Source organism: Halorubrum sp. Hd13 (assembly GCF_002252755.1).
GTDB lineage: Archaea > Halobacteriota > Halobacteria > Halobacteriales > Haloferacaceae > Halorubrum.
This window is the reverse complement of sequence record NZ_NHOY01000025.1, coordinates 60,456-82,964: the sequence shown is the minus strand read 5'-3', so window position 1 is coordinate 82,964 and position 22,509 is coordinate 60,456. Positions and strand designations below refer to the sequence as shown.

At 66.0% G+C, this 22,509-nt stretch carries 18 protein-coding genes and 1 pseudogene; 13 read left to right on the top strand and 6 right to left on the bottom strand.

The features are described 5' to 3' along the window. Positions 1-615, bottom strand: a pseudogene (locus DJ81_RS03715) (sugar phosphate nucleotidyltransferase); the annotation flags it as partial. A 582-nt stretch (positions 616-1,197) separates the two neighbouring features. Between DJ81_RS03715 and DJ81_RS03710 the strand changes: the two are divergent. Together DJ81_RS03710 and DJ81_RS03705 are read left to right on the top strand one after the other, a co-directional pair. After that, positions 1,198-1,443, top strand: a complete 246-nt coding sequence (locus tag DJ81_RS03710) for a HalOD1 output domain-containing protein (protein ID WP_094524657.1) — start codon at positions 1,198-1,200, stop codon at positions 1,441-1,443. Positions 1,444-1,723: 280 nt separating this feature from the next. Continuing rightward, positions 1,724-2,623, top strand: coding sequence for a sugar phosphate isomerase/epimerase (locus DJ81_RS03705; protein WP_094588528.1), 900 nt, complete (start codon positions 1,724-1,726; stop codon positions 2,621-2,623). Between the two features lie 30 nt (positions 2,624-2,653). On the opposite strand, the gene DJ81_RS03700 is transcribed toward DJ81_RS03705, so the two are convergent. Together DJ81_RS03700 and DJ81_RS03695 are read right to left on the bottom strand one after the other, a co-directional pair. After that, positions 2,654-3,253 (bottom strand): metal-dependent hydrolase, encoded by a 600-nt coding sequence (locus tag DJ81_RS03700; RefSeq protein WP_094588526.1) that lies wholly within the window; start codon positions 3,251-3,253, stop codon positions 2,654-2,656. An 82-nt stretch (positions 3,254-3,335) separates the two neighbouring features. Continuing rightward, positions 3,336-4,469 carry a Gfo/Idh/MocA family protein gene (locus DJ81_RS03695; protein WP_094588524.1) on the bottom strand — a complete coding sequence of 378 codons (1,134 nt, stop codon included), beginning with the start codon at positions 4,467-4,469 and terminating at the stop codon, positions 3,336-3,338. Between the two features lie 363 nt (positions 4,470-4,832). On the opposite strand from DJ81_RS03695, the gene DJ81_RS03690 reads away from it, so the two are divergent. Genes DJ81_RS03690 through DJ81_RS03680 form a run of 3 tightly spaced genes read left to right on the top strand, consistent with a single transcriptional unit; the run spans position 4,833 to position 7,422 of the window. Next, positions 4,833-5,036: a hypothetical protein gene (locus tag DJ81_RS03690; protein ID WP_141212524.1), complete on the top strand. Its 204-nt coding sequence runs from the start codon at positions 4,833-4,835 to the stop codon at positions 5,034-5,036. Then, the gene (wecB, locus tag DJ81_RS03685; RefSeq protein ID WP_094588520.1) at positions 5,033-6,136 is read left to right on the top strand and encodes a non-hydrolyzing UDP-N-acetylglucosamine 2-epimerase; all 1,104 of its coding nucleotides are present in this window, start codon (positions 5,033-5,035) and stop codon (positions 6,134-6,136) included. The genes DJ81_RS03690 and wecB overlap by 4 nt, the downstream gene beginning before the upstream one ends. Then, positions 6,133-7,422, top strand: a complete 1,290-nt coding sequence (locus DJ81_RS03680) for a nucleotide sugar dehydrogenase (RefSeq protein WP_094588518.1) — start codon at positions 6,133-6,135, stop codon at positions 7,420-7,422. The genes wecB and DJ81_RS03680 overlap by 4 nt, the downstream gene beginning before the upstream one ends. A 434-nt stretch (positions 7,423-7,856) precedes the next feature. Here the strand turns inward: DJ81_RS03680 and DJ81_RS03675 are convergent, their stop codons facing one another. Then, positions 7,857-8,795 carry an NAD-dependent epimerase/dehydratase family protein gene (locus DJ81_RS03675; protein WP_094588516.1) on the bottom strand — a complete coding sequence of 313 codons (939 nt, stop codon included), beginning with the start codon at positions 8,793-8,795 and terminating at the stop codon, positions 7,857-7,859. A gap of 421 nt (positions 8,796-9,216) precedes the next feature. After that, on the bottom strand, positions 9,217-9,786 hold the full coding sequence (locus DJ81_RS19570; protein WP_249269062.1) for a hypothetical protein: 570 nt from the start codon (positions 9,784-9,786) through the stop codon (positions 9,217-9,219). A 785-nt stretch (positions 9,787-10,571) separates the two neighbouring features. On the opposite strand from DJ81_RS19570, the gene DJ81_RS03665 reads away from it, so the two are divergent. Next, positions 10,572-11,288 (top strand): hypothetical protein, encoded by a 717-nt coding sequence (locus tag DJ81_RS03665; RefSeq protein ID WP_094588512.1) that lies wholly within the window; start codon positions 10,572-10,574, stop codon positions 11,286-11,288. Between the two features lie 93 nt (positions 11,289-11,381). Here DJ81_RS03665 and DJ81_RS03660 read toward each other — a convergent pair whose 3' ends face one another. Then, the gene (locus DJ81_RS03660) at positions 11,382-12,515 is read right to left on the bottom strand and encodes a VCBS repeat-containing protein (RefSeq protein WP_094588510.1); all 1,134 of its coding nucleotides are present in this window, start codon (positions 12,513-12,515) and stop codon (positions 11,382-11,384) included. A gap of 241 nt (positions 12,516-12,756) precedes the next feature. Between DJ81_RS03660 and DJ81_RS03655 the strand changes: the two genes are divergently transcribed. The 7 genes from DJ81_RS03655 (at position 12,757) to DJ81_RS03630 (ending at position 22,491) form a co-directional block, all read left to right on the top strand. Beyond that, a complete protein-coding gene (locus tag DJ81_RS03655) occupies positions 12,757-13,863 on the top strand; it encodes a glycosyltransferase (protein ID WP_094588536.1) in 1,107 nt (368 codons plus the stop codon). Positions 13,864-14,122: 259 nt separating this feature from the next. Then, complete coding sequence (locus DJ81_RS03650) at positions 14,123-15,112, top strand: DUF1616 domain-containing protein (RefSeq protein WP_094588508.1); 990 nt, start codon at positions 14,123-14,125, stop codon at positions 15,110-15,112. Between the two features lie 323 nt (positions 15,113-15,435). Beyond that, complete coding sequence (locus DJ81_RS03645; protein WP_094588506.1) at positions 15,436-16,542, top strand: DUF354 domain-containing protein; 1,107 nt, start codon at positions 15,436-15,438, stop codon at positions 16,540-16,542. 76 nt (positions 16,543-16,618) lie between these two features. Further along, positions 16,619-18,019, top strand: coding sequence for a hypothetical protein (locus DJ81_RS03640; RefSeq protein WP_212589823.1), 1,401 nt, complete (start codon positions 16,619-16,621; stop codon positions 18,017-18,019). A 396-nt stretch (positions 18,020-18,415) separates the two neighbouring features. After that, a complete protein-coding gene (locus DJ81_RS18655; RefSeq protein WP_141212521.1) occupies positions 18,416-19,195 on the top strand; it encodes a hypothetical protein in 780 nt (259 codons plus the stop codon). 221 nt (positions 19,196-19,416) lie between these two features. After that, positions 19,417-21,342 carry a hypothetical protein gene (locus DJ81_RS03635; protein ID WP_141212520.1) on the top strand — a complete coding sequence of 642 codons (1,926 nt, stop codon included), beginning with the start codon at positions 19,417-19,419 and terminating at the stop codon, positions 21,340-21,342. Next, a complete protein-coding gene (locus DJ81_RS03630; RefSeq protein WP_094588501.1) occupies positions 21,343-22,491 on the top strand; it encodes a glycosyl hydrolase in 1,149 nt (382 codons plus the stop codon). It abuts the gene before it with no gap. Positions 22,492-22,509 lie beyond the last annotated feature (18 nt).

Below are 22,509 nucleotides of genomic sequence, written 5' to 3'. Positions count from 1 at the left end.
GCCTCCAGCAGCTCCCACGGTCGACCGACGTCCATCCACTCCGCTAACACCGCGTAGCCGAGCTCCTCGCGGGCCATCACCCGAGCCAGCACGTCGGTGAGCTCGCGTTCACCCCGTTCGCTCTCCGGCACGTCGAGCATGTCGACCGTCTCGGCCGGGAACGAGTACGCGCCCGCGTTGACGAGGTCCGTCGCCGGGTCGCTCGGCTTCTCCCGGNNGGGTGGGGTCGTCGACGCGGAACGCGCCGATCCGCGGCGGCGACTCGAACAGCCGGCGCAGGTCCGCGCCGCGGTACAGCGAGTCCCCGTTCAGCACGGCGAACTCGTCGTCCAAGTGGTCGGCGGCCGCCGCCAGCGCGTCCGCGGTGCCGCGCTGCGACTCCTGAACCGCGTACCGGACCGGGACCCCTCGATGGCTCTCACCGAAGTGCCGTCGGATCCGGTCGGCGCCGTAGCCGACGGTCACCACGAGCTCGTCGGCGCCGGCCTCGACGGCGGCGTCGGCGACGTGTTCGACGAGCGGCGCGTCGGCCACCGGCAGCATCGGCTTCGGCGTCGACTCCGTCAGCGGACCCATCCGCGTCCCCCGTCCCGCGGCGAGGATGACTGCGTGCATGGGTCGTCGATACCGCGGACGGAGAGTTTAGTATGCGGCTGCTACCTCGAGGCGATCGCCGCGTGGAGCGTCGGTACGGCCCTCGTCCCGCGAGAAACCGCCGGCCGGAGGTCTCCGCTCGTCGACGGGCGTGCGCCGACAGAGCCGCTATTATAAAGAAACCGGGGCGGGGGCCGTACCGCAACTGACGCGGGTGTCCGGGGTCATGGGACAGTCGACTTCAGCCGCGGTACGTACGGTACGTGTTCAGTGCGGCTATTTACTATACATGCCATATTCGGAGTACGCTCTAATTACCGAAGACGACCGTGACATACAACTGGAGTGCGCCGGCTTTTAGAACGATCCAAACGCCACCCGTGTCCGGTCGCGACATCGGACTCGCGCCTCGGCTCCGACGGCGGACTCGGAGACGAGCGGCACCGCCGGTAGCTGATCGGTCCCGCGGATTCGCCGCGCTCAGGGCCATCGACGCGGAATCGATACTGTTTATAGACACGACGGCATCCTGTAACTAAGGGCCCAATGCACACGATGTCCCACGCCAATAACGACCGTGCGTCCGCCGGAAATGACACGACGATCGTCGAGCGTGTCGCGACCGCGGCCGACACGTCGACGACGGTGACGATCGTCCGGGCGGTAGCCGAGGCTGAGTCGGTTACTCCGGGTGAGCTACCGGTACTGGCCGACGTAATCGACCCCGAGTCGCTCGAAGGTCTCTTCGACTCGGACCCCGCCGTCGGACGCTCCGGCGTACGGCTCTCCTTCGAATACTGCGGCTACGTAGTGGAAGTCACCGACGAACTCGTCACGCTCCGGAAGTAGCGTTAGGGAAGACGCTTCCGAGGCCGAGAGAGGCTTCGCCTCGGAAGCCGGTGCCGGCGTCCGCGACGCGCCTCGGTTCGGTGTCACCGCGCCCTTGTCTTTACGTTCCGGCGAGCCGGGACGCCCTGATCGGCGGTACCGACCGCCGGTTCCGAGACGGAGCGAACCGTTCCCGTTCGGACCGCGTTCGGCCGGGATTCCCGGCGGCACGCGTCCGATCGGAACGGGCGTCGTCGGTAGGTTGCCCATTACTTACCACGTTTCGCGTGAATGGCCGGCAGTGAGTCACACTGCCACGGCCGCCGTCGAGACGTCCGACGGCCCTCGACCGGCCATCCAGCTCCACACGGTCAGATCGATCGATGCGCCGCTGCCCGAACTGATCCGATACGTGGCGGACGCCGGCTACCAGGGCGTCGAGTTCGCGGGAGCGTTCCTCGATGCGGACCCCCGGGCCGTCGAGCGCGCTCTCACCGAGACCGACGTGGTCCCGGTCGCCGCCCACGTGGACCTGTCCCGCCTCGAAGACGACCTCGAACCGATCGTGGACCGGTGTCGGATCGTCGGCTGTGACCGCGTGATCGTTCCGCATCTGGGGTCGCACCTGTTTCGGACGACGGCCACCGTCGACGCCCTCGCGTCGAGGCTCGACGGCTTCGCCGAGCGGCTCGACTCTCACGGCATCGAGCTCGGCTACCACACCTCGCGGGAGCCGTTCCTCCCGCCGCTGGACCGGTTCGGGCTCGGAACGGTCTCGTCGATACCCCTCCCCGCGTTCGTCTGGAAGTCCGTCGCCGACGCCGCCGATCGGTGGCTCTTGAGGGGGAATCGGCAGCTCGATCGGACCGCGTTCAGCCAGCTCGCCTATCAGACCGATACGGTGACGTTCGAGATCGACGTCGGCTGGGTCGCCGCGGGGGGGTACGACCCCGTCGAAGCGATCGAGAGCCTCGGCGACCGGCTGTCGCTGGTGCACCTCGCCGACGTTCGACGGACTCGGGGATTTCCGTCCGCGTTCCGGTCGGTCCCGCCGGGAGAGGGGCTCATCGACCCCGACGAGATATTGGCCGCGGTCGACCGTTCGAACGCCGACTGGGTTATCTTCGAAGACGACGACCCCGACGACCCCGAGGCGGCGATCTGGAAGGGGATCGCGACGCTGTGCGGTCGGCCGGTTTGAACGCGACGGCGCCGCCCTCCGCGGGCTTTCTCACCGGTGAACCGCCGTCCGCCCGCCGATCCGTACCCATCTGATGAGGAGCCGGGGACCGGGGAAGCCGTCGTGCGTCCACAGGACCAGCCCGAAGATCAGCGACCCGATCTGGATGGCGATAACCGGCGTCAGCTCGAGCGTCGCGAGCACGCTGACGTACTCAGTGAGGAGGGTGTACACCCCGTCGAAGAAAGAGATCGTCATCCGATCGGCCGGTCGGGGGTTCCCCGCGAGCGGCCACAGCGCCGGCGTGGGATCGAACGCGCCGTGTGCGAGCGACACGGGAAGCACGTCGCCGGCGATATGGAACAAGTGGCCGACGCCGTACGCGGCGCCGACGGAACCGTGACCGCGGCGGTCCGCGAACAGGTAGATGGCCGCCGCCAGGGGAACCGCGACGAACGCGGAGTGCGCCAGCGCGTACCCGCTATCGAAGACCCCGAACTGCCACGCCAGCGGCTTGTCGATGAGGTCAGGGATCACGGAACCGACCGCGAGCGCGACCGTCGGCCCGTCGAGCGGCCCCTTCTGCCAGCGGAGGTGGACGTAGATCGAATAGAAGACGTACGCGAACAGCACGTGTTCCCAAGGCCACATACTCAGCGTACGTTCTCCGTCGGGAGTAACTGTCGGATCGGTCGGCGGCCGAACGCCGGTCCCGTCGCGGCCTGTGCCGGGATCATTCGGCGAGTCCACCGAGCTGGCCCGCTTCGTACATCGCTTCGAGCGGGTTGTCGTCGATCTCCAAGGGGAGGTGCGCCCGCCCGCGCCGGCGCGCGGACTCCCAGCTCGCGAATGTCAGTTCGGTCCCGCGGAGGACCCGCCGACCCGAGATGATCGGCTCCTCGCCGCTGTCGAGGCTGGTGACGAGGTGTTCGATCGCGCGCTCGTAGTGCGTCTGGGGGGCCGGCGGCCAGTCGGGGCCCGGGAGGTATCCGGTCGCTTTCCGCAGCGCCGCGCGCGGGAGACTCGGACTCGGCCCGTAGACGGTTTCGTCCGTGTCGATCGCCGTCCATCCGCCGTCGGTCCGAACCCGGAGGGGCGTCCCGTCCTCGCTTTGGATCTCGATGACGCCGTCCGCACCGACGATCCGAAGGTACGGCCCGACGACGGTGTCGCCGTCCTCGGCGGTCGAGGCGAATCCGATCGTCCCGTCCGCGTATCGCCAGCGGGCGATCGCGCGCGTCTCGTTGAGCGCTCCGAACCACCGGTTCTCGTGGGAGCAGTCGACGGCGGCGAGGACCCATTCCGCACGGGCGCCGTCGACGAAGTGGTCGCAGAGATCGAAGAGGTGCGTCCCCGCGTCGAAGAGGTTCACCTCCGACCATTCGAGTCGTTTCAGCTCCCCGATCCGTCCCGAGTCGAGCATCGACTTCGCTCTGCGGACGGGCTCGGAGAGCCGTCGCTGGTGGTCGATCGTGAGCTGAACCCCCTCGCGTTCACACACCGACGCCATGCGCTTGCAGTCGCCCCACGTCGTCGCCATCGGTTTCTCGCAGTGGACCGCCTGCACCGACGGCGCCTCCGCGCTGTCGACGACCAAGTCGGCGTGGATCGCGGGCGGGACGCAGACGCTGACGATGTCGGGCTCCGCCTCCTCGAGCATCGCCTCGTGGTCCTCGTACACGCCGTCGACGTCGTTGTGAGCGGCGAACGCCTCGGCGTTCTCCCGAACGATGTCGGCACAGGCGACGATCGTGCAGTCGTCGAGTCCCCGGTAGCCCGAGGCGTGACGGTACGCCATCGCGTATCCCTCCCGATCGCGCGTCTCCGGATCCGCCCCGGTTCCGATTACTGCAACTTGGTAGCTCACTGTCGAGAGTACCGATTGACCGCTCAAGAGTATACGTCTGCTAACTGGCGGAGAAGGGCGTATGAAGCGCGTCTCCGTCTACGCGGCCGGCGGTCCCCCGGCGACGAGACCGGCAGCGGCGTCCGCAAAGGAACGCGGCTTCGACCGTGAAACGAACGCGAGCGCCGGTGAGGGAGTGCATAACAAAAGCTCTGTCAGACTCCTCTCACGGCATGTTCCACTGGCGAGTCCGCGGGCGGATCCGGACCGGGAAACGCGACACGGAGGGACAAGTATGAGACGCGGTAGATCCCGAACGGACCGATGTCGACGTTCTCACTGCGATCGAACTGAGCCCGGTCCGGACGGCGGAAGGGGGAAGTGATGGCGTTCGCGGCCCTCGGAGATCTCCTCCTACCGGTCGGCGCGCGGTTCGACGCCTCGGACGACGAGCCGCCGATCGACGACAGCCGCGATTTCGGTTCCGAGACGGACGCTTCCGACCGGACCGGCACCGTAGACCGAGAGGTCGGTACGGTCCGGAGCGACGTGATCGCAGCCGACCGCGCGGCGGTGGTCCGCCGATGACAGAAGTCGCGTTCGTTCTCGGAACCAGACCCGAGATCATCAAGCTCTCACCGGTGATTCGCAGTTGCGACCGGCACGGCGTGGACCACGCCGTGATCCACACGGGACAGCACTACTCGGAGCGGCTCGACAGCGTGTTTTTCGACCGTCTCGGCCTGGCGGAGCCCGAGGTCAACCTCGGTGTCGGTTCGGGCCCGCACGGCGAGCAGACCGGAGAGATGCTGCGCGGCGTCGAGCGAGTCGTCACGGACGTCGACCCCGACATCGTCGTCGTGCAGGGCGACACGAACAGCGCGCTCGCGGGCGCCCTCGCCGCCAGCAAAATGGATCCCGAGATCGCCCACGTCGAGGCCGGACTCAGGAGCTTCGACCGATCGATGCCGGAGGAGACGAACCGAGTGATAGTCGATCACGTCGCCGATCACCTGTTCGCACCGACGGAGAAGAGCGAGAAGTACCTCGTTCGCGAGGGCGTCCCGGAACACCGGATCACCGTGACCGGAAACACGGTCGTCGACGCCCTCGAACGGATCCGCGACGTCGCGCGACGGGAGGCCACGGTGCTCGACGACCTCGGGCTCGCGACGGGGGGGTACCTCCTCATGACCGCACACAGACAGGAGAACGTCGACGACCCCGACCGGTTCCGGTCGCTCCTCGACGGCGCCGCCGGCGCCGGGCGAGAGCACGGACTGGAGGTCGTGTACCCGATCCATCCCCGGGCTCGCGGCAAGATAGAGGAGTTCGGGATCGACGTTCCGGCCCCCGTTCGGACGGTCGACCCGCAGGATTACCTGGATTTCGTCCGACTGCTCTCCGCGTCGGCGGCCGTGCTCACCGACTCGGGGGGCGTCCAGGAGGAGGCGTGCGTCCTCGGGGTTCCGTGCGTGACGATGCGGGACAACACGGAGCGACCGGAGACGATACACGCCGGAGCGAACCGACTCAGTTCGTGCGATCCGGACCGCATCCGGCGCGCGGTGACCGAGGCGCTCGACACGGACGGCGCGTGGGAGAACCCGTACGGCGACGGAGGGGCTGCGGCGCGGATACTCCGCGCGCTTCCGGTGAGCACGGAGATCGACGAGGTGGTTCGATGAGCCGGGTCTGCGTTCACGGCTTGGGATACATCGGGCTGCCGACGGCCGCGGTGCTCGCGAACAGCGGCCACGAGGTGGCCGGCTACGACACCGATCGGGCGGTGCGTGACAGCGTCCGGAACGCGGACGTACAGATCGACGAACCGGGCCTCGACGAGCTCCTCAGACAGGCGGTCGAGTCGGGACGGTTGACCGCCGCGGACGAGATCACGGAGGCCCAGTACCACCTCATCTGCGTCCCGACGCCGTTCGACGAGGAGACGCGCCGCCCGGGACTCGAGTACGTCCACGCGGCCACGGACGCGGTCGCTGAGGTGCTCCGCGAGGGCGACACCGTGATCCTGGAGTCGACGGTTCCGCCGGGGACGACCGAGGAGCGAGTGCGGCCCGTCCTCGAGGAGTCGGGACTCGAGGCCGGGACCGATTTCGGACTCGCGCACTGTCCCGAGACGGTTCTCCCGGGGAACATCCTCGCGGAGCTCCGCGAGAACAACCGTATCGTCGGCGGTATCGGTCCGGAGTCGACCGAGCCCGCCGTCGAGCTGTACGACTCCTTCGTCGACGGAGCGATTCGGACGGCTGAGGACCCGACGACGGCGGAGTTCGTCAAGCTCATACAGAACACGTTCAGGGACGTGAACATCGCCTTCGCGAACGAGACGGCACGTATCGCGCACGACTACGACGTCGACACCCGAGAGGCGATCGACCTCGCGAACGGACATCCGCGGGTCGATCTGCTCAGTCCCGGCCCCGGCGTCGGTGGACACTGTCTCCCCATCGACCCGTGGTTCCTGGGAGTGGGATCCGACTCGCTGGATCTGGTCCCGACCGCCAGGAGAGTCAACGACGGTATGAGCGCCTTCGTCATCGAGCTTCTCCGAGAGCTCCTCGGCGACCTCGACGGGGCGAAGATCGCCGTGCTCGGGGCCGCGTACAAGGGGAACGTCGACGACACGCGAAAGAGCCCCGGACTGGCGCTCGCGAGAGAGTTACGCGAAGGCCCGAAGACCCCGCTAGCCGCGGCCGACGGCGAGCGCCCGGACGGTCCGCGCGTCGTCGTTCACGACCCGCACGTCGAGGACCCGTCGATCGAGCTGACGGACTTCGACACCGCCGTCTCGGGAGCGGACGCGCTCGTGATCACGGCCGATCACGACGAGTTCGAGACCCTCGATCCGCGTGCGCTCCGCGAGCGGATGTCGACGCCGAACGTGGTAGATACGAAACAGATACTGCGATTACGGCGGTGGCGCGACGCCGGGTTCTCCGCCCGTCGCATCTGAGCCACCGTCCGATCCCGGTCGCGAGTGTGTGTGGGCGCGTCTGCCGTACGGGTCGATCCCGGTCGCGAGCCGGTCCGACGCGCTCGCCCGTGCGGTCTGATCGCGGTGGCGATGCGTCCGTCCCCCCCGAGGGACAGAGCCCCTCACCGAGTCGGAACGGTGTGCCTGACCGACGAGGTGTGCCATCGACTCCGCATCGATCGCGTCGCGGAGCCGCTCGTCGATCCGTTCCTGTCGCCTACCCCGTCCGTCCGCGGCGGTCGTGACGGCGTGTCACAGCGGTCGTCGGCCGCGTCCGGTGACGTTTGCCCAAATAGAACAAACGGTCGAATGGGTATTGCGCTTCTGTCGACGTGTGTGGCATGTCAATCGAGTCGGTACTACTCACGTAGTACCACGCCGATGAGTACCACACCGGCGCCGCCTCGCGGCGGTCAGTCGTCGGAGTTCGTCGACGCCAGATACGGTGAACACACTCGTCGTGTCCCCGACTCGAAGCCGATCTGAGGTTCCCAGCCCGTGGCCTCGCGGATCTTCGAACAGTCCGCGCAGGTGTGGCTCACGTACACGTCCTCGGGAATCGGGTTTTCGACGTACACCGGCTCGACGTCCGTCCCCAACACGTCGTTTATCCGGTCGACGACCGTGTTGAAGGAGTACGCCTCCCCGGTCCCGAGGTTGTACACGCCGTCAAGCCCGTAGGTGCCGGCGTCGATCAGTCCGCGGACGATATCGTCGACGTGAGTGAAATCGCGCGTTTGCGTTCCGTCCCCGTACAGCTCCGGCGACCGACCGTGAGCGACGTCGTCGGCGAACTGGGCGATTACGTTGGCGTACTCCCCTTTGTGTTCCTCGGCACCGCGGTACCCCTGATAGACGGAGAAGAAGCGCATCCCGGCCATCGACATCCCGTAATGATTCGAGAAGTACTCCCCGTACCGCTCTCTGGACAGTTTCGAGGCCTCGTACGCGGTGTTGACGGTGACCGGCATATCCTCGGGACACGGCTCCGTCTGACTCCCGTAGATGGACGACGTCGACGCGTAGACCACCGTGTCACAGCCGCTCTGACGCGCCTGTTCGGCGACGTTCACGAAGCCGTCGACGTTGACCGCCGCCCCGCCCACTGCGTCGTCCTCGTGCATCGCGTACGAGGAGCGAGCGGCGAGGTGGAACACGACGTCGACGTCGGTCGGCAGGTCGTCGTCGAGTACGTCGCGTTCCTCGTAGCGGACGTCGCTGTCGAGATTCGCCGGCGTGCCGAGGTAGCCGTTGTCGAGGGCGATGACTTCGTTGTCCGTCGCCAGAGCGTTCGCCAGGTTCGATCCGATGAACCCGGCACCACCGGTGACAAGCACGCGCTCGTTTTGCATGGCAAATCGTACCCTCCCGTCTTCAAAATACTATATCGCGCATAACCGCGGGAGCGGTACGCAGATACGGATGCCGAGCGGGACGGTCCGGCATTCGGCCGTATTCGCCCCTCGGTCTCGTCGACGGAGCACCGCGGAACAGCCGCTGCGAGCGGTCGCCTTCGCACGGGTACCGGCTTCTCCGCACGGTCGTCGGACTCCCGTTAGATTGATAACCAGTGCGCGTTATCGATATAGTAGGGATACCGGTCGCGAGTGAATAACCAGTTTGTGTGCCAACAAATCAGTGTTATGCGCCCGGGTCCCTGTTTAAACGGTGAGACGCATCTCCGTCGCCCCGGCTCATACGTAAGCCAGCGGAGGCGCGAAGCTGACAGCTAGGCGACGGGAAGCGCGTTCGCGGGCGGCGCTCGCACGGAAGTCACGCCGACGTGAGCGGGAGAGCTCGACGCGCGCGCTCCGTCATCGACTCGTTCTCGTTGAGGTCGCGCAGGTCGGGGTGACCGTCGACCGACCCGTTCGGCTCGGGGTCCGTACCGTGGACGATAGCACGACGGGTCGCCATCCACTTCGCGTGTCGCACGAGGAACGTCACGGGGATCTCGTCGAGTTCTAGCGCGCGCGCAATGGAGTACCGGTGCTTCCCGCTTACGAGCAGGAGTTCACCGCCTCGCCCGATATCGACGACGATCTCGTTTTCCATAAAGCGGAGGAATCCCTCCTCACGCCGACTCGGCGGCATCAGTTCCCGGTAGCTGAGGCAGCCCCGACGCCGCATACTCCGGTAGATTTCCTCGACTCGACGGCATCGGGCGAAGACGTCTTCTCGTGAGGAACAGCCTTGCCAGACGTTCTCCCGACCGTATTCGAGGTATTCGATGACGCGCTGTACGAACCGCGTCTGCTCCCAGGGAACGTCGTCGACGAAGTGGGACTCGATCGCCCGATACAACAACCCCTCTTCGATTCGGTCCGCGTAGTACAGGTCCATCGGCGGGCCGCCGTGAGACGGCGTTTCGTCGTACGGCCGGCGGTCCCAGCATCCGCTCTCGACCCGTCCAAATGACGCCACGCGGTCGTGCCACGCGGGATACACTCGCGGTGTAAACCGACGAATTTGACGTGGGTCGACGCGTTCGATCTTGAACTGCTTGGGAGCGGCCGCCCGGTCGACGAAGTCCGTCGGCGAAAGGCGTTCGAAGATGGCCGGTGCGACGGCCCAGTAAAGCGGTCGAGTGAGACGCTCGCCTGCGGGCGGATCGAACACGGTCCGCTGCAGGAGGGTTTCGGCGGTGGTGCGAAGGAGGGCGGCCGAGTCGGAGAGTGAAGTCGGCGTCGAAGCCATTCGTCCCATGAGCGTTGAGAATCGGTTTGAATATGATTACATTAACTGATCAACAATTTTCAGTATAAATGATTATCCGACGAAGATATCGTCCCGACCGGACACGGGCGGGGGTATTCATCGGTCCCTACTCAAGTGGGTAGCCGGCGTGAGGGTCTCCGATGCGGCTGGCTCGTCGAGCGCTCAGGATCGTCCGCGAAGACGGCGTCGGGACGCTCCTCCGAAAGGGACGCGTCCACGGCCCGTCGATGATCGGGAGTACGCTGTCAGACGGGATACAGGCGCTGAATCGAGTCAAGTAAGAGGCGAAGGGCGGCGCGACCCGGATCACGGAGGCGGACTGGGACGACCTCATCATCCTCGACGCCTGTCGATACGACCAGTTCGAGCGGCTTCACTCGCTCCCCGGCGAACTCGAGCCGCGGATCTCCGTGGGGTCGGCGACGCCGGAGTTCCTCGAACGGACCTTCGCGGGCGAGCGCCGTTTCGACACGGTGTACGTCACTGCCAACCCGATGTATCGACACGTCGGTCTCGACGGGGTCTTCCACGCGGTGGTCGACGTCTGGGAGGACCGCTGGGACGAGGACCGACGCACCGTCTGGCCCGAAGCGGTGGTCGAGGCGACGCGTGCGGCGCGAGAGGCGTATCCGAACAAGCGCGTCCTCACCCACTTCATGCAGCCGCACTACCCGTTTCTCGGAGAGACCGGCGAAGCGATCGCCCACTCGGGGATCGAGTGGACGAAGCGGCTGGTCGAGGAGGGCGAGTCCTCCCGCGACGACCCGACGGTGTGGACTCTCGCCTCGGCGGGCGAACTCGACGAGGAGACCGTTCGAACCGCCTACGACGAGAACTTGGAGTTGGTCCTCCCCCACGTCGAGGAGCTCGTCGGCGGAACCGAGGGGCGGACCGTCGTCACCTCGGACCACGGGAACCTGATCGGCGAGCGGATCGCTCCCCTGGACGGGAAACGGTACGGCTATCCGTTACAGACGGACGTCGACGGCCTGCGGAGGGTGCCGTGGCTCGTCGTCGAGGGGAGCGCCCGCCGTCGGATCGAATCGGAGCCGCCCAGAGAGAACGAGGACATCGACGGGTCCGTCGTACGGAATCGGCTATCGGACCTCGGCTACGTGGACCTCTGAAGGGAGATCCGGGGACACTCCGGCGTAATCACGGCTGCGGACGCGACGTCGCTCGCGGCGGTCGTCTTATGCGCGGAGCGGGCGCCGAAGGAATCAGTCCCGCCGATACCAGACGTCGACGTGACAGTCGGGACTGTACGATTTCCCGACGATATCGAGCGAGCCGTCACCGGTGAGGTCGACCGCCTTCGCTTCGTGCGTCGCGACGCCGCGGTCGATCTCGACGCGCTCGAACCCCTCCGTCGTGTTCCGGTAGACGAACATCCGGGGGACTTCCCCGCCGTCCAGTCCCATCTCGGCGACGAGCAGGTCCGGTCGGCCGTCGCCGTCGAAGTCGGCGGCCTGGACCGTGTGCGGGTTGTACAGGTCGTCGTCGAGCGTCTGTACGGACCAATCCGGCGGATCGAACACCCCGAGTCGGCCCCGTCGGTCGCCCTGATACGGGAGGTCCCCCTCGGTCAAGGCGATCTCCAGCTCGTCGTCGTCGTCGAGGTCCGCGACGGCGACCCGGGTCCACTGCCAGTCGTCGCCGAGGCGGTCGCGGTCCCAGTCATCGACGGATCCGTTCCGCCGGAAGACGTTCGGTCCCGCGACGAGTTCGGTGACCCCGTCGCCGTCGAGATCGGTTACGGCGACGCCCTCGACGTGTAGGTTCTCGGCGATCACGTGTCGGTGGTCGTCGGGCCACGGGGAGACGCTCGGATCGTCCGGAACGTCGTAGTAACAGACCGTCTCGCTCTGCTGCGAGAGGACGACGACCTCGGGGTCGCCGTCGTCGTCGACGTCGGCGACGGCCGTGTCGTGGTACTTCCGGAAGTCGTCGGTGATCAGGTGACGGCGCCAGGTCCGACGCGGGTCCGACGGGATATCGAACCAGTAAAGATTGCTCCCGGCGTTCTCCCCGATCACCAGCTCCGGATCCCCGTCGCCGTCGATGTCGCCGATCGATCCGCCGATCGAGAGGTCGGGGACGCGAGCGATGTCGTGGCGCTCCCAGCCGGGATTCTCGTACCAGAACACGTTGGATTCCGAGCGTTTGATCGCCTCGCCGACGACCGGCAGGTACCGGGTTATGATCCGCTTGCCAAGCACGTTCACGGGCTTCTTGGCACCCATCCCACAGACGAGCACGTCGGGACGTCCGTTGCCCGTGAGATCGGGCGTGAGACAGCACCCGAGTCGGCCGCACGGAGGGGAATCATCGATTCGCTCGTGGCGGAACTCCATACGGAACGTTCGCCGGCGTTTGTTAAGAGTAGATACATGATAAACGAGGGGCGTCCCGCTCGACCCGTGTTCTCGGACACCGTCTGTCCCGCCGCCGACGCGTCGACGCTCCGCCTGACGCGAGTCGTAACGCCGAGTCGCGACCGGGATCGCGAACGCCGGCCGTTCAAAAGCCCATAACAATGTCAGTGGTCGGTCTCGTGGGGGTCATGACGTCACCGAAAACGACCGGGCGGTGTCGATGACCGCTCCCGACGACGCGATTACGGTGTTGATGTGTCCAGATTACAGGGAGTCGAACCCGTATCAGTCCGAACTGATCGCGGCGTTGGAGGACCGCGACGTCGACGTCGAGGCGACGAGCGTCGGCTGGCTGTTTCCGCTGCTCGCGGGCGTCCGTCGCCACGGGGTTCCGGACGTCGTTCACCTCCATTGGCTCCACCGATTCGTCATCACCAACCGTCGGTTCCCGTCCGTTCTCGTCGGGTTGCTCGGGTTACGGCTCGTTTTCGAACTCGTCGTACTGCGCGCGCTGGGAGTCCGACTCGTCTGGACTGTCCACAACCTCCTGGACCACGAACGGGCCGCTCCGCGCAGCGAACTCGCGGTCAGGCACGTAGTAGCGCGACTCGTCGACAGGATCGTCGTCCACTGCGGAGACGCGATCGAATCGGTCGCGGAGACCTACCGGCTCCCCGAACGGGTCTCGGATCGCGTCCGCGTCGTTCCCCACGGCAACTTCGCGGGCGTCTACGCGGACGAGGTCTCCGAGTCGGCGGCGCGCGAACGGCTCGACCTCCCCCCTGACGTTCCGGTTATCACTTTCTTCGGGCTGATACGGCCGTACAAGCGCGTGCCGGAGCTGATCGAGACGTTCAAACGGCTTTCCGGGGACGCGCGGCTCCTCGTCGTCGGAAACCCGTGGAACGAGGAGATCGAGGCCCGCGTGCGCGCGGCCGCCGGCGGCGACGAGCGGGTGCGCGTCGTGCTCGAATACGTGCCGGAAGACGAGATACAGGTGTACATGCGCGCCTCGGACGCGGTGACGCTCCCGTTCGACTCGGTGCTCACCTCCGGGAGTGCGGTCCTCGCGATGACGTTCGGTCGCGCCGTCGTGGTGCCGTCGATCGGGTGTCTCCCGGAGTTAGTCGGCCCCCAGGGCGGCCACCTCTACGACCCCGAGGACCCCGAGGGGCTCGAGGAGGCGCTTCGGAGCGCGATCGACGACCGCGAGCGGCTCCGGGAGATGGGGCGGCGGAACCGCGAGGTGTCTCGGCGGCTCGAATGGGACCGGATCGCCGAACGGACGCGGGAGATATACGCGCTCGGCCCGGAGCGAACGCCGTGACGCCGAGGAGGTCCCGACGGCGAACTCGTCCCGGGAGTCGCGGCCGAGCGAGTGAGCCGTCCCGAGAGAGTTCGGACGGAGAAACGGAGGAAGGGACCGCATAATGAAGTCCACGCTGCCTCACGTGGCGATCAGACGGAGTCGTGCGTCGACCGTACCCCACGCATCGAGGCCGGAGCCGGAACCGACGTCGCGTCGCGAACGGTCCGGTCGAGAAGCGGTCGTCGGTGCGGGGCGACGACGGAGACGGAGATAGCACATGAACGGAACACCATCCGGACGAGTCCTCTCGTGGGACGTCCTCGCGGTGCTCGGTTACGCCGCGGCGGTCGCCCCGCTCCAGTGGATCGGCCTGCCGCCGTCGGTCCGAATCGCGCTTCTGACACCGCTGTTGCTGTTTCTGCCCGGATACGCCCTGAGCACGGTGCTGTTTCCGAAGAGGCCGGCCGAAGGCGGTTCGAGGGTGAACAGCGGATTCGGTCGGCTCGGCGGACGGGGATCGACGGCGGACGACAGCGGTTCGCGGATCGATATGATCGAGCGGACCGCGCTCGGCGTCGGGTTGAGCCTCGGACTGCTCCCGCTGTTCGCGTTCGCGTTCGATCTGGTCCTCGGTCGGGTCGTCGGCCCGATTATCGTCGTCAGCGCCGTTTTTTCGGCATTGATGGCACTCATCGGGGGATTCCGTCGATCGCGGCTGCCCGAGAGCGACCGCTTCGAGGTCCCGATCTGGCGGTGGTACGACGACCTCACGGCGGCAGTGGTCGACGAGCAGCCGCGGGTCGCCGTGGTCAACGTCGCGCTCGCAGTGAGCGTCGTGCTCGCCCTCGGGGCCGTCGGCGTCGCCTTCGCCGTCCCACAGGAGGGAGCGACGTTCACCGAGTTCGCGGTCGGCAGCGAGGAGGGCGGCGAGTTCGTCACCGACGAGTACCCCGACGGACTCGCGGTCGGGGAGACCGCCGAGCCGGCCCTCCTCATTGAGAACCGCGAGCGGGAGGTGGTCGAGTACCACGTCGTCGCGCGCTTCGAGCGGGTCGAAGACGGCGCGGTGGTCGCCGCCGAGGAGGCGGGGGGATTCTCAGTGACGGTCGAGCCCGGTGAGACGGTAGTCGAGACGCACCGCGTGACCCCGCCGATGACGGGCGAGGACGTCCGACTCCGGTTCCTCTTGTACCGCGAGGAGCCGCAGACCAGCCTGGGGACCGAACCGGCGTACCGCTCGGTGCACGTCTGGATCGACGTCGAGTGACCGGCGTCGCGGTCCGGCTTTCGGGCCCTCACGGCTTCCGCGAGAGGGGCGGTCGGGCCCCCGACCGACGCCCGCGGCCCGCCGAGAAGGACCGACGAGACGACTCCGGCGGCACCGACCGGGAGTGAGGTCGTCCATAACGAAGTACGTCTCTCCGGTCGGGATACGCGTGGTCGCGGACTCGGGACGGCGGGACCGCGATCGAGACGAACAATGTATCGGAGCAACCCACGAGACGCGAGACGGCGACCCGAACCGGCATCCACTGGCGGCGAGGACACCGTCGTTGCGAGCGAACGAGACCGCGGCGCGCGGAGTCGACGATGACCGGAAGCACCGTGTGGCTCGACCTGATAAGTCCGTCACACCCGTTCCTCTTCGAGGGGCTCCTCGACGATCTGCCCGGCGTCGGCCTCCGGACGACCGTCCGGCGCAAGACGGAGACGGTCGACCTCGCCCGGGAGGCGGGGTTCGAGTTCGAGACGCTGGGAAGGGACTTCGAGAACGTCGCCCTGCGGACGGCGGCCGTCCCGCTCCGGACCCTCCAACTCGTCGCGCAAGCGCCGGCGGCGGACGTGTCGGTTTCGGCTCGAAACGCCATGTGCGTACTGGCGTCGCGAGCCCGAGGGATCCCGTCGATCCACTTCACCGACAACGACATGACGGCCTACATCGACGCGTCGCTCGCGGAGCGAGCGTTCTGTCGGTTCAGGTCGACCGCGACACATCACGTCGTGCCGTCGGCGTTCCGGACCTCGGAGCTGACGCGGTGGGGAGCCGATCCGCAGCGGATCCACTCGTACGACGGCTACAAGGAGGACATCTACGTCGCGGCCTTCGAGCCCGACGAGACGTTCACCGAGCGGCTGCCGTTCGAGACCTTCGTGGTGCTTCGGCCGGAGGCGCTGGGTGCGGCGTACGTCGACGAGGAGGAGTCGCTCGTGCCCCGGTTACTGGACGCGCTGGTGGGGGCGGGAACCGACGTCGTATACCTCCCGCGTCGGCCGGCAGACCGGCCGCACGCGGACCCGTATCCGGACGACCGCGTCTACGTCCCCGACGGCGCGCTCGACGGCCTCCAGCTCGCCTGGCACTCGGACGGGGTCCTGACCGGATCGGGAACGATGGCGCGGGAGGCGGCCTGCATGGGGAAACCCGCCGTCTCCTTCTTTCCGGGGCCGCTGCTCTCGGTCGACCGGTCGATGGTCGAGGAGGGACGTCTGCTTCACTCCCGGGACCCGGACGCGATCGTCTCGCAGCTGACCGCCGCCGGAACCGCCGACCGCGCACCCGATCGGGAACGGTGCTTCCGGGTCCGCGAGGAGGTGTCCTCGCTCGTGCGGACGCTCGTCGAGAACCCCGAGAACCCGACGTTCGATTCGCGGTCGGACCGGAACGAAACCCCCGGTTCGAGCCGATTCGGACAGTGATCCGATCCGGTCTAGCGCGGGAGATCCGCGGAAACGGCAGCATAACTTAGTGACGCCGATCCGAGACGAGCACAGGATGGGTCAGGACGCACGACGCACTGACGACGAAACCGGTGGGTCTCGAGCGCGGTCGGATCTGGAACCGGACGGAGCGCGTACGGCGCCGGAGTGGAGTCGATCGGCGTCGGCGGACGCGACCGGGCGAGGGCCCGATTTCCTCGCGGGGGACGCCGATCGAGGCGGAGCACCGGAGAGCGACGACGCCGGCGTTCCGAGCGCCCCGGTGGTCGCGGGCCACGACACCGGCGTCGTTTTCCGAGACGCCCTCGAATGGGCCCGGGATCGCGAATACGCCGGATACGACCCCTACGACGGGCTGAACAGCCCGATCCTCTCTGCGGTCTCTCGCCACTGGCTGCTCCGGCTGGTGGCGATTCACGGCGTTCAGCGGTCTCCGGTGAACCTCAGACCCTACCTCGGCGTCCCCGAAGAGCGGAATCCGAAGGGGATCGGGCTGTTCGCGAGCGCGTGCCTCAACGAGTACGAACGGACCGGAGCGGTCGGCGCTCTCACCGAGGCCGAACGGCTCCTCGACTGGCTCGCGGACAACAGGTCCCCGGCCTTCGACCGCTCGTCGTGGGGCTACAACTTCGACTGGCAGAACTCGACGAAGTTCTTCCTCCCGGCGGGACACCCGTGCGGAGTCGTGACCGTGTTCTGTTCGCGGCCGTTCCTCCGACACCACGAGCTGACCGGCGACGACCGTTCGCTCGAGGTGGCCCGCGACGCGGCGGAGTTCCTCTTGGAGGACATCGGCACGGAGCCCGCCAACGGATACGAGGCGCTCACGTACACGCCGTACGACTCGTACGTCGCGATCAACGCGAACGCGCTCGCGGCGGACCTCCTCTGGCGGGTGGGACGGGAGACCAGCGAGGAGCGACTCCTCGATCGCGCGCGGGATCTGTTCGCGTTCGTCGTCGACGCGCAGACCGACGTGGGGGGCTGGCACTACTCGGTCCCCGCGTCGGACTCGCACTTGGGGTACGATAACTTCCACACGGGATTCGTGCTCGAGAGCCTCAGTCGGTACGTCGGCGCACTCGACGCCGACCACCCGGCCCGTGAGGCGTACGATCGGGGGATGGAGTTTCATCGGGAGCACCACTTCGAGCCCGACGGCGCGCCGAAGTTCGAGGACGATCAGCCCAATCCGTACGACGCTCACGCCGCGGCACAGGCGCTCGTCACGTTCACTCGGCGCGACGACCCGGCGGACGCGGCGCTCGCTCGCCGTGTGCTCGAGTGGACGCTGAAGTGGCTGTACGATCCGGAGGGGTACTTCTACCGGCGCGTCGGTCGCGTGCTGACCGACAGGACCCCGTACATCCGCTGGAGCCAAGCGTGGATGTGTCTGGCGTTGAGCGAGTACCTCCAAATTTCCGAACGGAGTACGACCGAGGAAGACCCGTCGTGACTTCTTACTCCTCCTGAGAAGCGTTAAGAGGGCCGCCGCGATTGTAGCATGGTTCGTGAGAAGTTTCATTCTAGTCGCATCTGAGCTGCAACTGGTTCCCGACTCGGGCCCTATCACGCTCGGAGCATCAGGGGTTCGACCCCTGCCTTCACAAAAGTAGGGTGACAGACAAATGCGAAAAATACCTATCTTATATCAAGAGATTATCTGGAATATATATAATACGTGTCATGCCATTCGTTCTATTGATGATCGCTAATGTACTCCGTTAATCAACTACTAGAGGGCGTGAAACACCCACGAATGGGTTTGAATGAAATTCAGCGAATCTACTACGCACGACGCGATCGGAACGAAACAAATCTGGTCGACGTACCGAACGAGGACTGGGATTCAATGGCTATTCTCGACGCGTGCCGTTACGACGCCTTCGAACGACTCAGCGAACTTCCAGGTGCCCTCTCCAAGCGGCGATCGAAGGCGCCATCGACTGTCGAATACCTTCGGGCGAACTTCAGCAAAAAGGATATGACTGACACGGTGTACGTCACCGCTAATCCGCAGTTTTATCGGGTTGAAAACGGAATATATGACGTTGAATCGATCGGTTGTTGGTTCCATGAAGTTGTTAACGTCTGGAAAGATGGATGGGATGAGGACGCCCGCACGGTCCACCCCGAACGAGTCACCCAAGCGGCACTCAAGGCTGCTGAATCGTATCCGAATAAACGGCTTTTGATCCATTACATGCAGCCGCACGCACCGTATATCGGGCCTACAGGCCGGGCGGAGCTACCATCGGACCAGCTCAACTTCTGGGGGTCGTATAGACGAGGCCATCTTGATATCGAGCTTGATGTCGCTTGGAGAGCCTACGACGAGAATCTGGAGCTCGTGCTCGAGGAGGTTAGCAAACTATTCAAAAATTTAACAGGACGCATTGTAGTTACGTCTGACCACGGCGAGCTGCTAGGCGACAGGAGTGGTCCGCTTCCTTATAGGAAGTACGGCCATCCCAAAGGTATCCATGTGCCGGAGCTTGTGGAAATCCCGTGGCTGGTGTATTCGCATGGCTCACGCCCGCGGATCACAGCAGAGGGCACGTCGGAGTCGGTTAGAGATATCGACGAGGACATCGTCGTCGACCGACTGCGAAGTCTCGGATACGCCGAGTAAGAATTTCGACGCAGAACGGTGAACGAAACACAGGTATATTTCCGGGTGCGGTGACTGCGCCGCCAATTAAATGCATGCGTGACGCAGGTGGATCGCTGGCACGGGAACCGAGCGATATTACACTCCGATCGTCGGACGGTTCAGTTCGATATCCGCCGTTCGACCGTTTTTGCCCCGTTAGGACGCTGTTAACAATTCCGAGTCACTACCAACGACGGTCAATGAGCGTTAGTCGGGGGTCATTCGGCACGAGCGCGCCCGATGTGTGGCGCAAGCTGTTCCTCACGGTCGGCTTCGTCGCCGTCGCGGCCGGGACGGCCTTTGCGTGGCAGACGCCGGCGACGGCGTACGAGGTATCGATATACGCGGCTACGCCGCTTCCGTTTTGGATCGGCGTCTCGATCGGATTTCTCTCCGCGGCCGTCGTCACCCTGAGGTCGTGTCGCGACAGGGTCGCGGGGTTGGCCGTGGCGCTCGGCCTGGTGACGACCGTCGCGATCGGGGCGCTGCCGGTCGTCCGCAGCTACCGGTTCTACGGACGGGCCGACCCGATGACCCACCTCGGCTGGGCGACCGAGATGTTGGCGGGACGGATGGAGTTCGGAGAGGTGTTCTACCCCGGCGGACACAGCACGACGGCGTTGCTGACGGACGCGATGGGAGTCCCGATCGAACGGGGCATGCTCCTAGTCGCCGCGCTGTACTTCGCCATGTACGCCCTGTTTATTCCGCTGATCGCGAAGGCCCTCTCGGGGAACAGAGAGATGACCGTGATCGCCGCGTTCTCGGGGTTCATGATCCTGCCGATCAACCAGATCAGCAACGGGCTGTTCTTCCACACGTACTCGATGGCGATGTGGTTCTTTCCGGTGTTCCTGTACGCCCTGGTCAAACACATCAAAAGCGAACGAGAGGTCGACTCGATCACCGATCTGCTCTTGAGCGACCTGGCGGAGGGATCGGTCCTCGACACCGTCGGTGCGTGGAACGTCCTGCTCGCGGTGTTGGGAGTCACGCTCATCCTCATCCACCCGCAGGTGGCGTTGAACGTCATCATTCTCCTCGGGACCCTCGTGGTGTTGCACGCGGTGGTATGCAAGCGCCTCGACCTGTTCGTCTCGGACCTTCGACCCGTGTACGGAGCGTTCGTGTTTATACTGGTCTGCTGGCTCGTCTGGATCTTCCAGTTCGACCAGGTGTTTTCCGTCGGTGAACGGGTGATCATCTCGACGTACGAGGCGATTCTCGGGACCGCTGATGCCGGTGAGTCGGTAGAAGCTCGGTACCAATCGGCGCGATCGGTCGAGGCGACCCTGCCAGAACTGTTCGTGAAACTGTTCTTGGTGCCGACCGTGTACATCGCGCTGGGATTCTCGGTGGTCGCGTACACGCTCTGGCACTCGTTCGGGGACACCGATCGGCGGAACATCTCCACAGACGTGGACCCGCTCAGCCGGTCAGTCGTCACGTATTTCGGATACGCTGGGCTCGTCCTCGGTCCGTTTTTCATCGCACACTTCATGGGACCGATCTCGCACCTGTTCTTTAGACACTACGGGTTCGGGATGATGTTCGCCATCGTGCTCGGCGCGGTCGCGGTTCACCGCATCGGAGTGACGATACCGAGCGGGTGGTTGAAGATTGCCAAACCCCTCGCACTCGGGCTTCTCACCGTCGCGCTCGCGCTGTCGCTCCTGACCGTGTTCACCTCGCCGTATATCTACAACGCCACTCACCACGTGAGTGATCGGCATGTCAACGGCTACGAGACCGCGATCGAACACCGCGGCGAGGAGATTCAGTGGAGCGGAATCCGAAACGGTCCCGGAAGGGAGTTCGACGCGCTGTTGCCGGGAACGGGGCGGAACAGCCGACTGGAGGTGAGCGAAGGCAGTTCCACGTACAACGATGCGGAACTTCAGGCACTTCTCTCGGGGAGGAGAGACGCGGCCAGATATCTCCCGGTGTCGGAGATCGACGTGGAGCGCGAAGTGATCGCGTACCGCGAAGTCCGCTACTCACGGGAGTCGCTCAGACAGATCGGAACACGGCCCGGCGTCCACCACGTTCAGGACAACGGCGGCTTCGACCTCTACTACGTTACGCCGCGAGGCGGCGGGAGCGCGCCCGCGGAGACGGACGTCTGAATGTCGAATCTCAAACTCGGTGGCGTCGAGGACGGCGTCGTCCACGCGACCCGGGGGCTCTCGGTTGGAACGTGGAGTCGGGCCCACGGCTTCGAACCGAGCGGGTCTATTCCGGGATCCGGTACCGTCGCACGCCTCTCCGACAGCCCCGTCGTCGGCGGCTTGCTCGCGCGTCTTACGGGGTCCGTCACGACGACGAATCTGTGGCCGATCGGCGGCGATCGGCTGCTGGCGACCGTCGGAGACGAACTGTTCCTTTCGACCGATCGGGGGCGCTCGTGGCGTGTGGTCCGCCGACTACCGGAGTCGTCGGGGCCGATGGGCGTGCTGCCGTCCGCGGTCTGCCGACACGAGGGCCGCGTCTACCTCGCCGAGTATCCCCTCGGCGACGAGACGGCGAAAGTCGCCGTCAGCGAGGACGGAAGCCGGTGGTCGACGCACGTGAGCCGGTCTGACGTTCGTCACTTTCACGGCCTGTTTCACGACCCGTACACCGGTTCGCTGTGGGGGACGACCGGGGACACGGACGGCGAAAGCGCGATCGGTCGGTTCGTCGACGGCAAATTTCGTCCCGTCGGGAGAGGGAGTCAGACTTGGCGCGCCGTCGACTTGGCGTTCACTCCGGAGTCGGTGCTCTGGGGCATGGACTGTTCGTACGCCCCCCGAATCGAGATCCTCCGCCTCTCACGAGACGACATCCCGCCGCCGTCGACCGACCGGCACGTCGACCGACCCGCGCCGAAGGCGGTCGCGACCGTCGACGGCCCGGTGTTCTATGCGGAGACCGTTCGGTCGGACGAGACGACGTGGGTGGTGTTCTCGACCGCGTCGACGACCGGAACGGACAGCACCGGACCGAAGAACGGGGGCGCCGACTCGGGGGCGGTCAGAGTGATCGCCGCGTCCCGGCGGTCGGGATACGAACGGTGGCACCAGCTCGTCGTCCGTGAGCGAGCGCCCGCGCTGGGAGCGGCGGTGCCTCGGGTACCGACCGCGAACGCGTACGCGTTCCTCGCGTCGACCGCCAGCAGAGAGGTACTCATCAATCCGTTCAACACGAGTCGAAGCAACGGAGAGATACTCGTTCGTCGGCCCTCGTCGTTCGGGGACGCCCCGCGACTGCCGACGGAGGTCGACGCCTTGCGGTGACCGGTCGCCGGGCGCCGT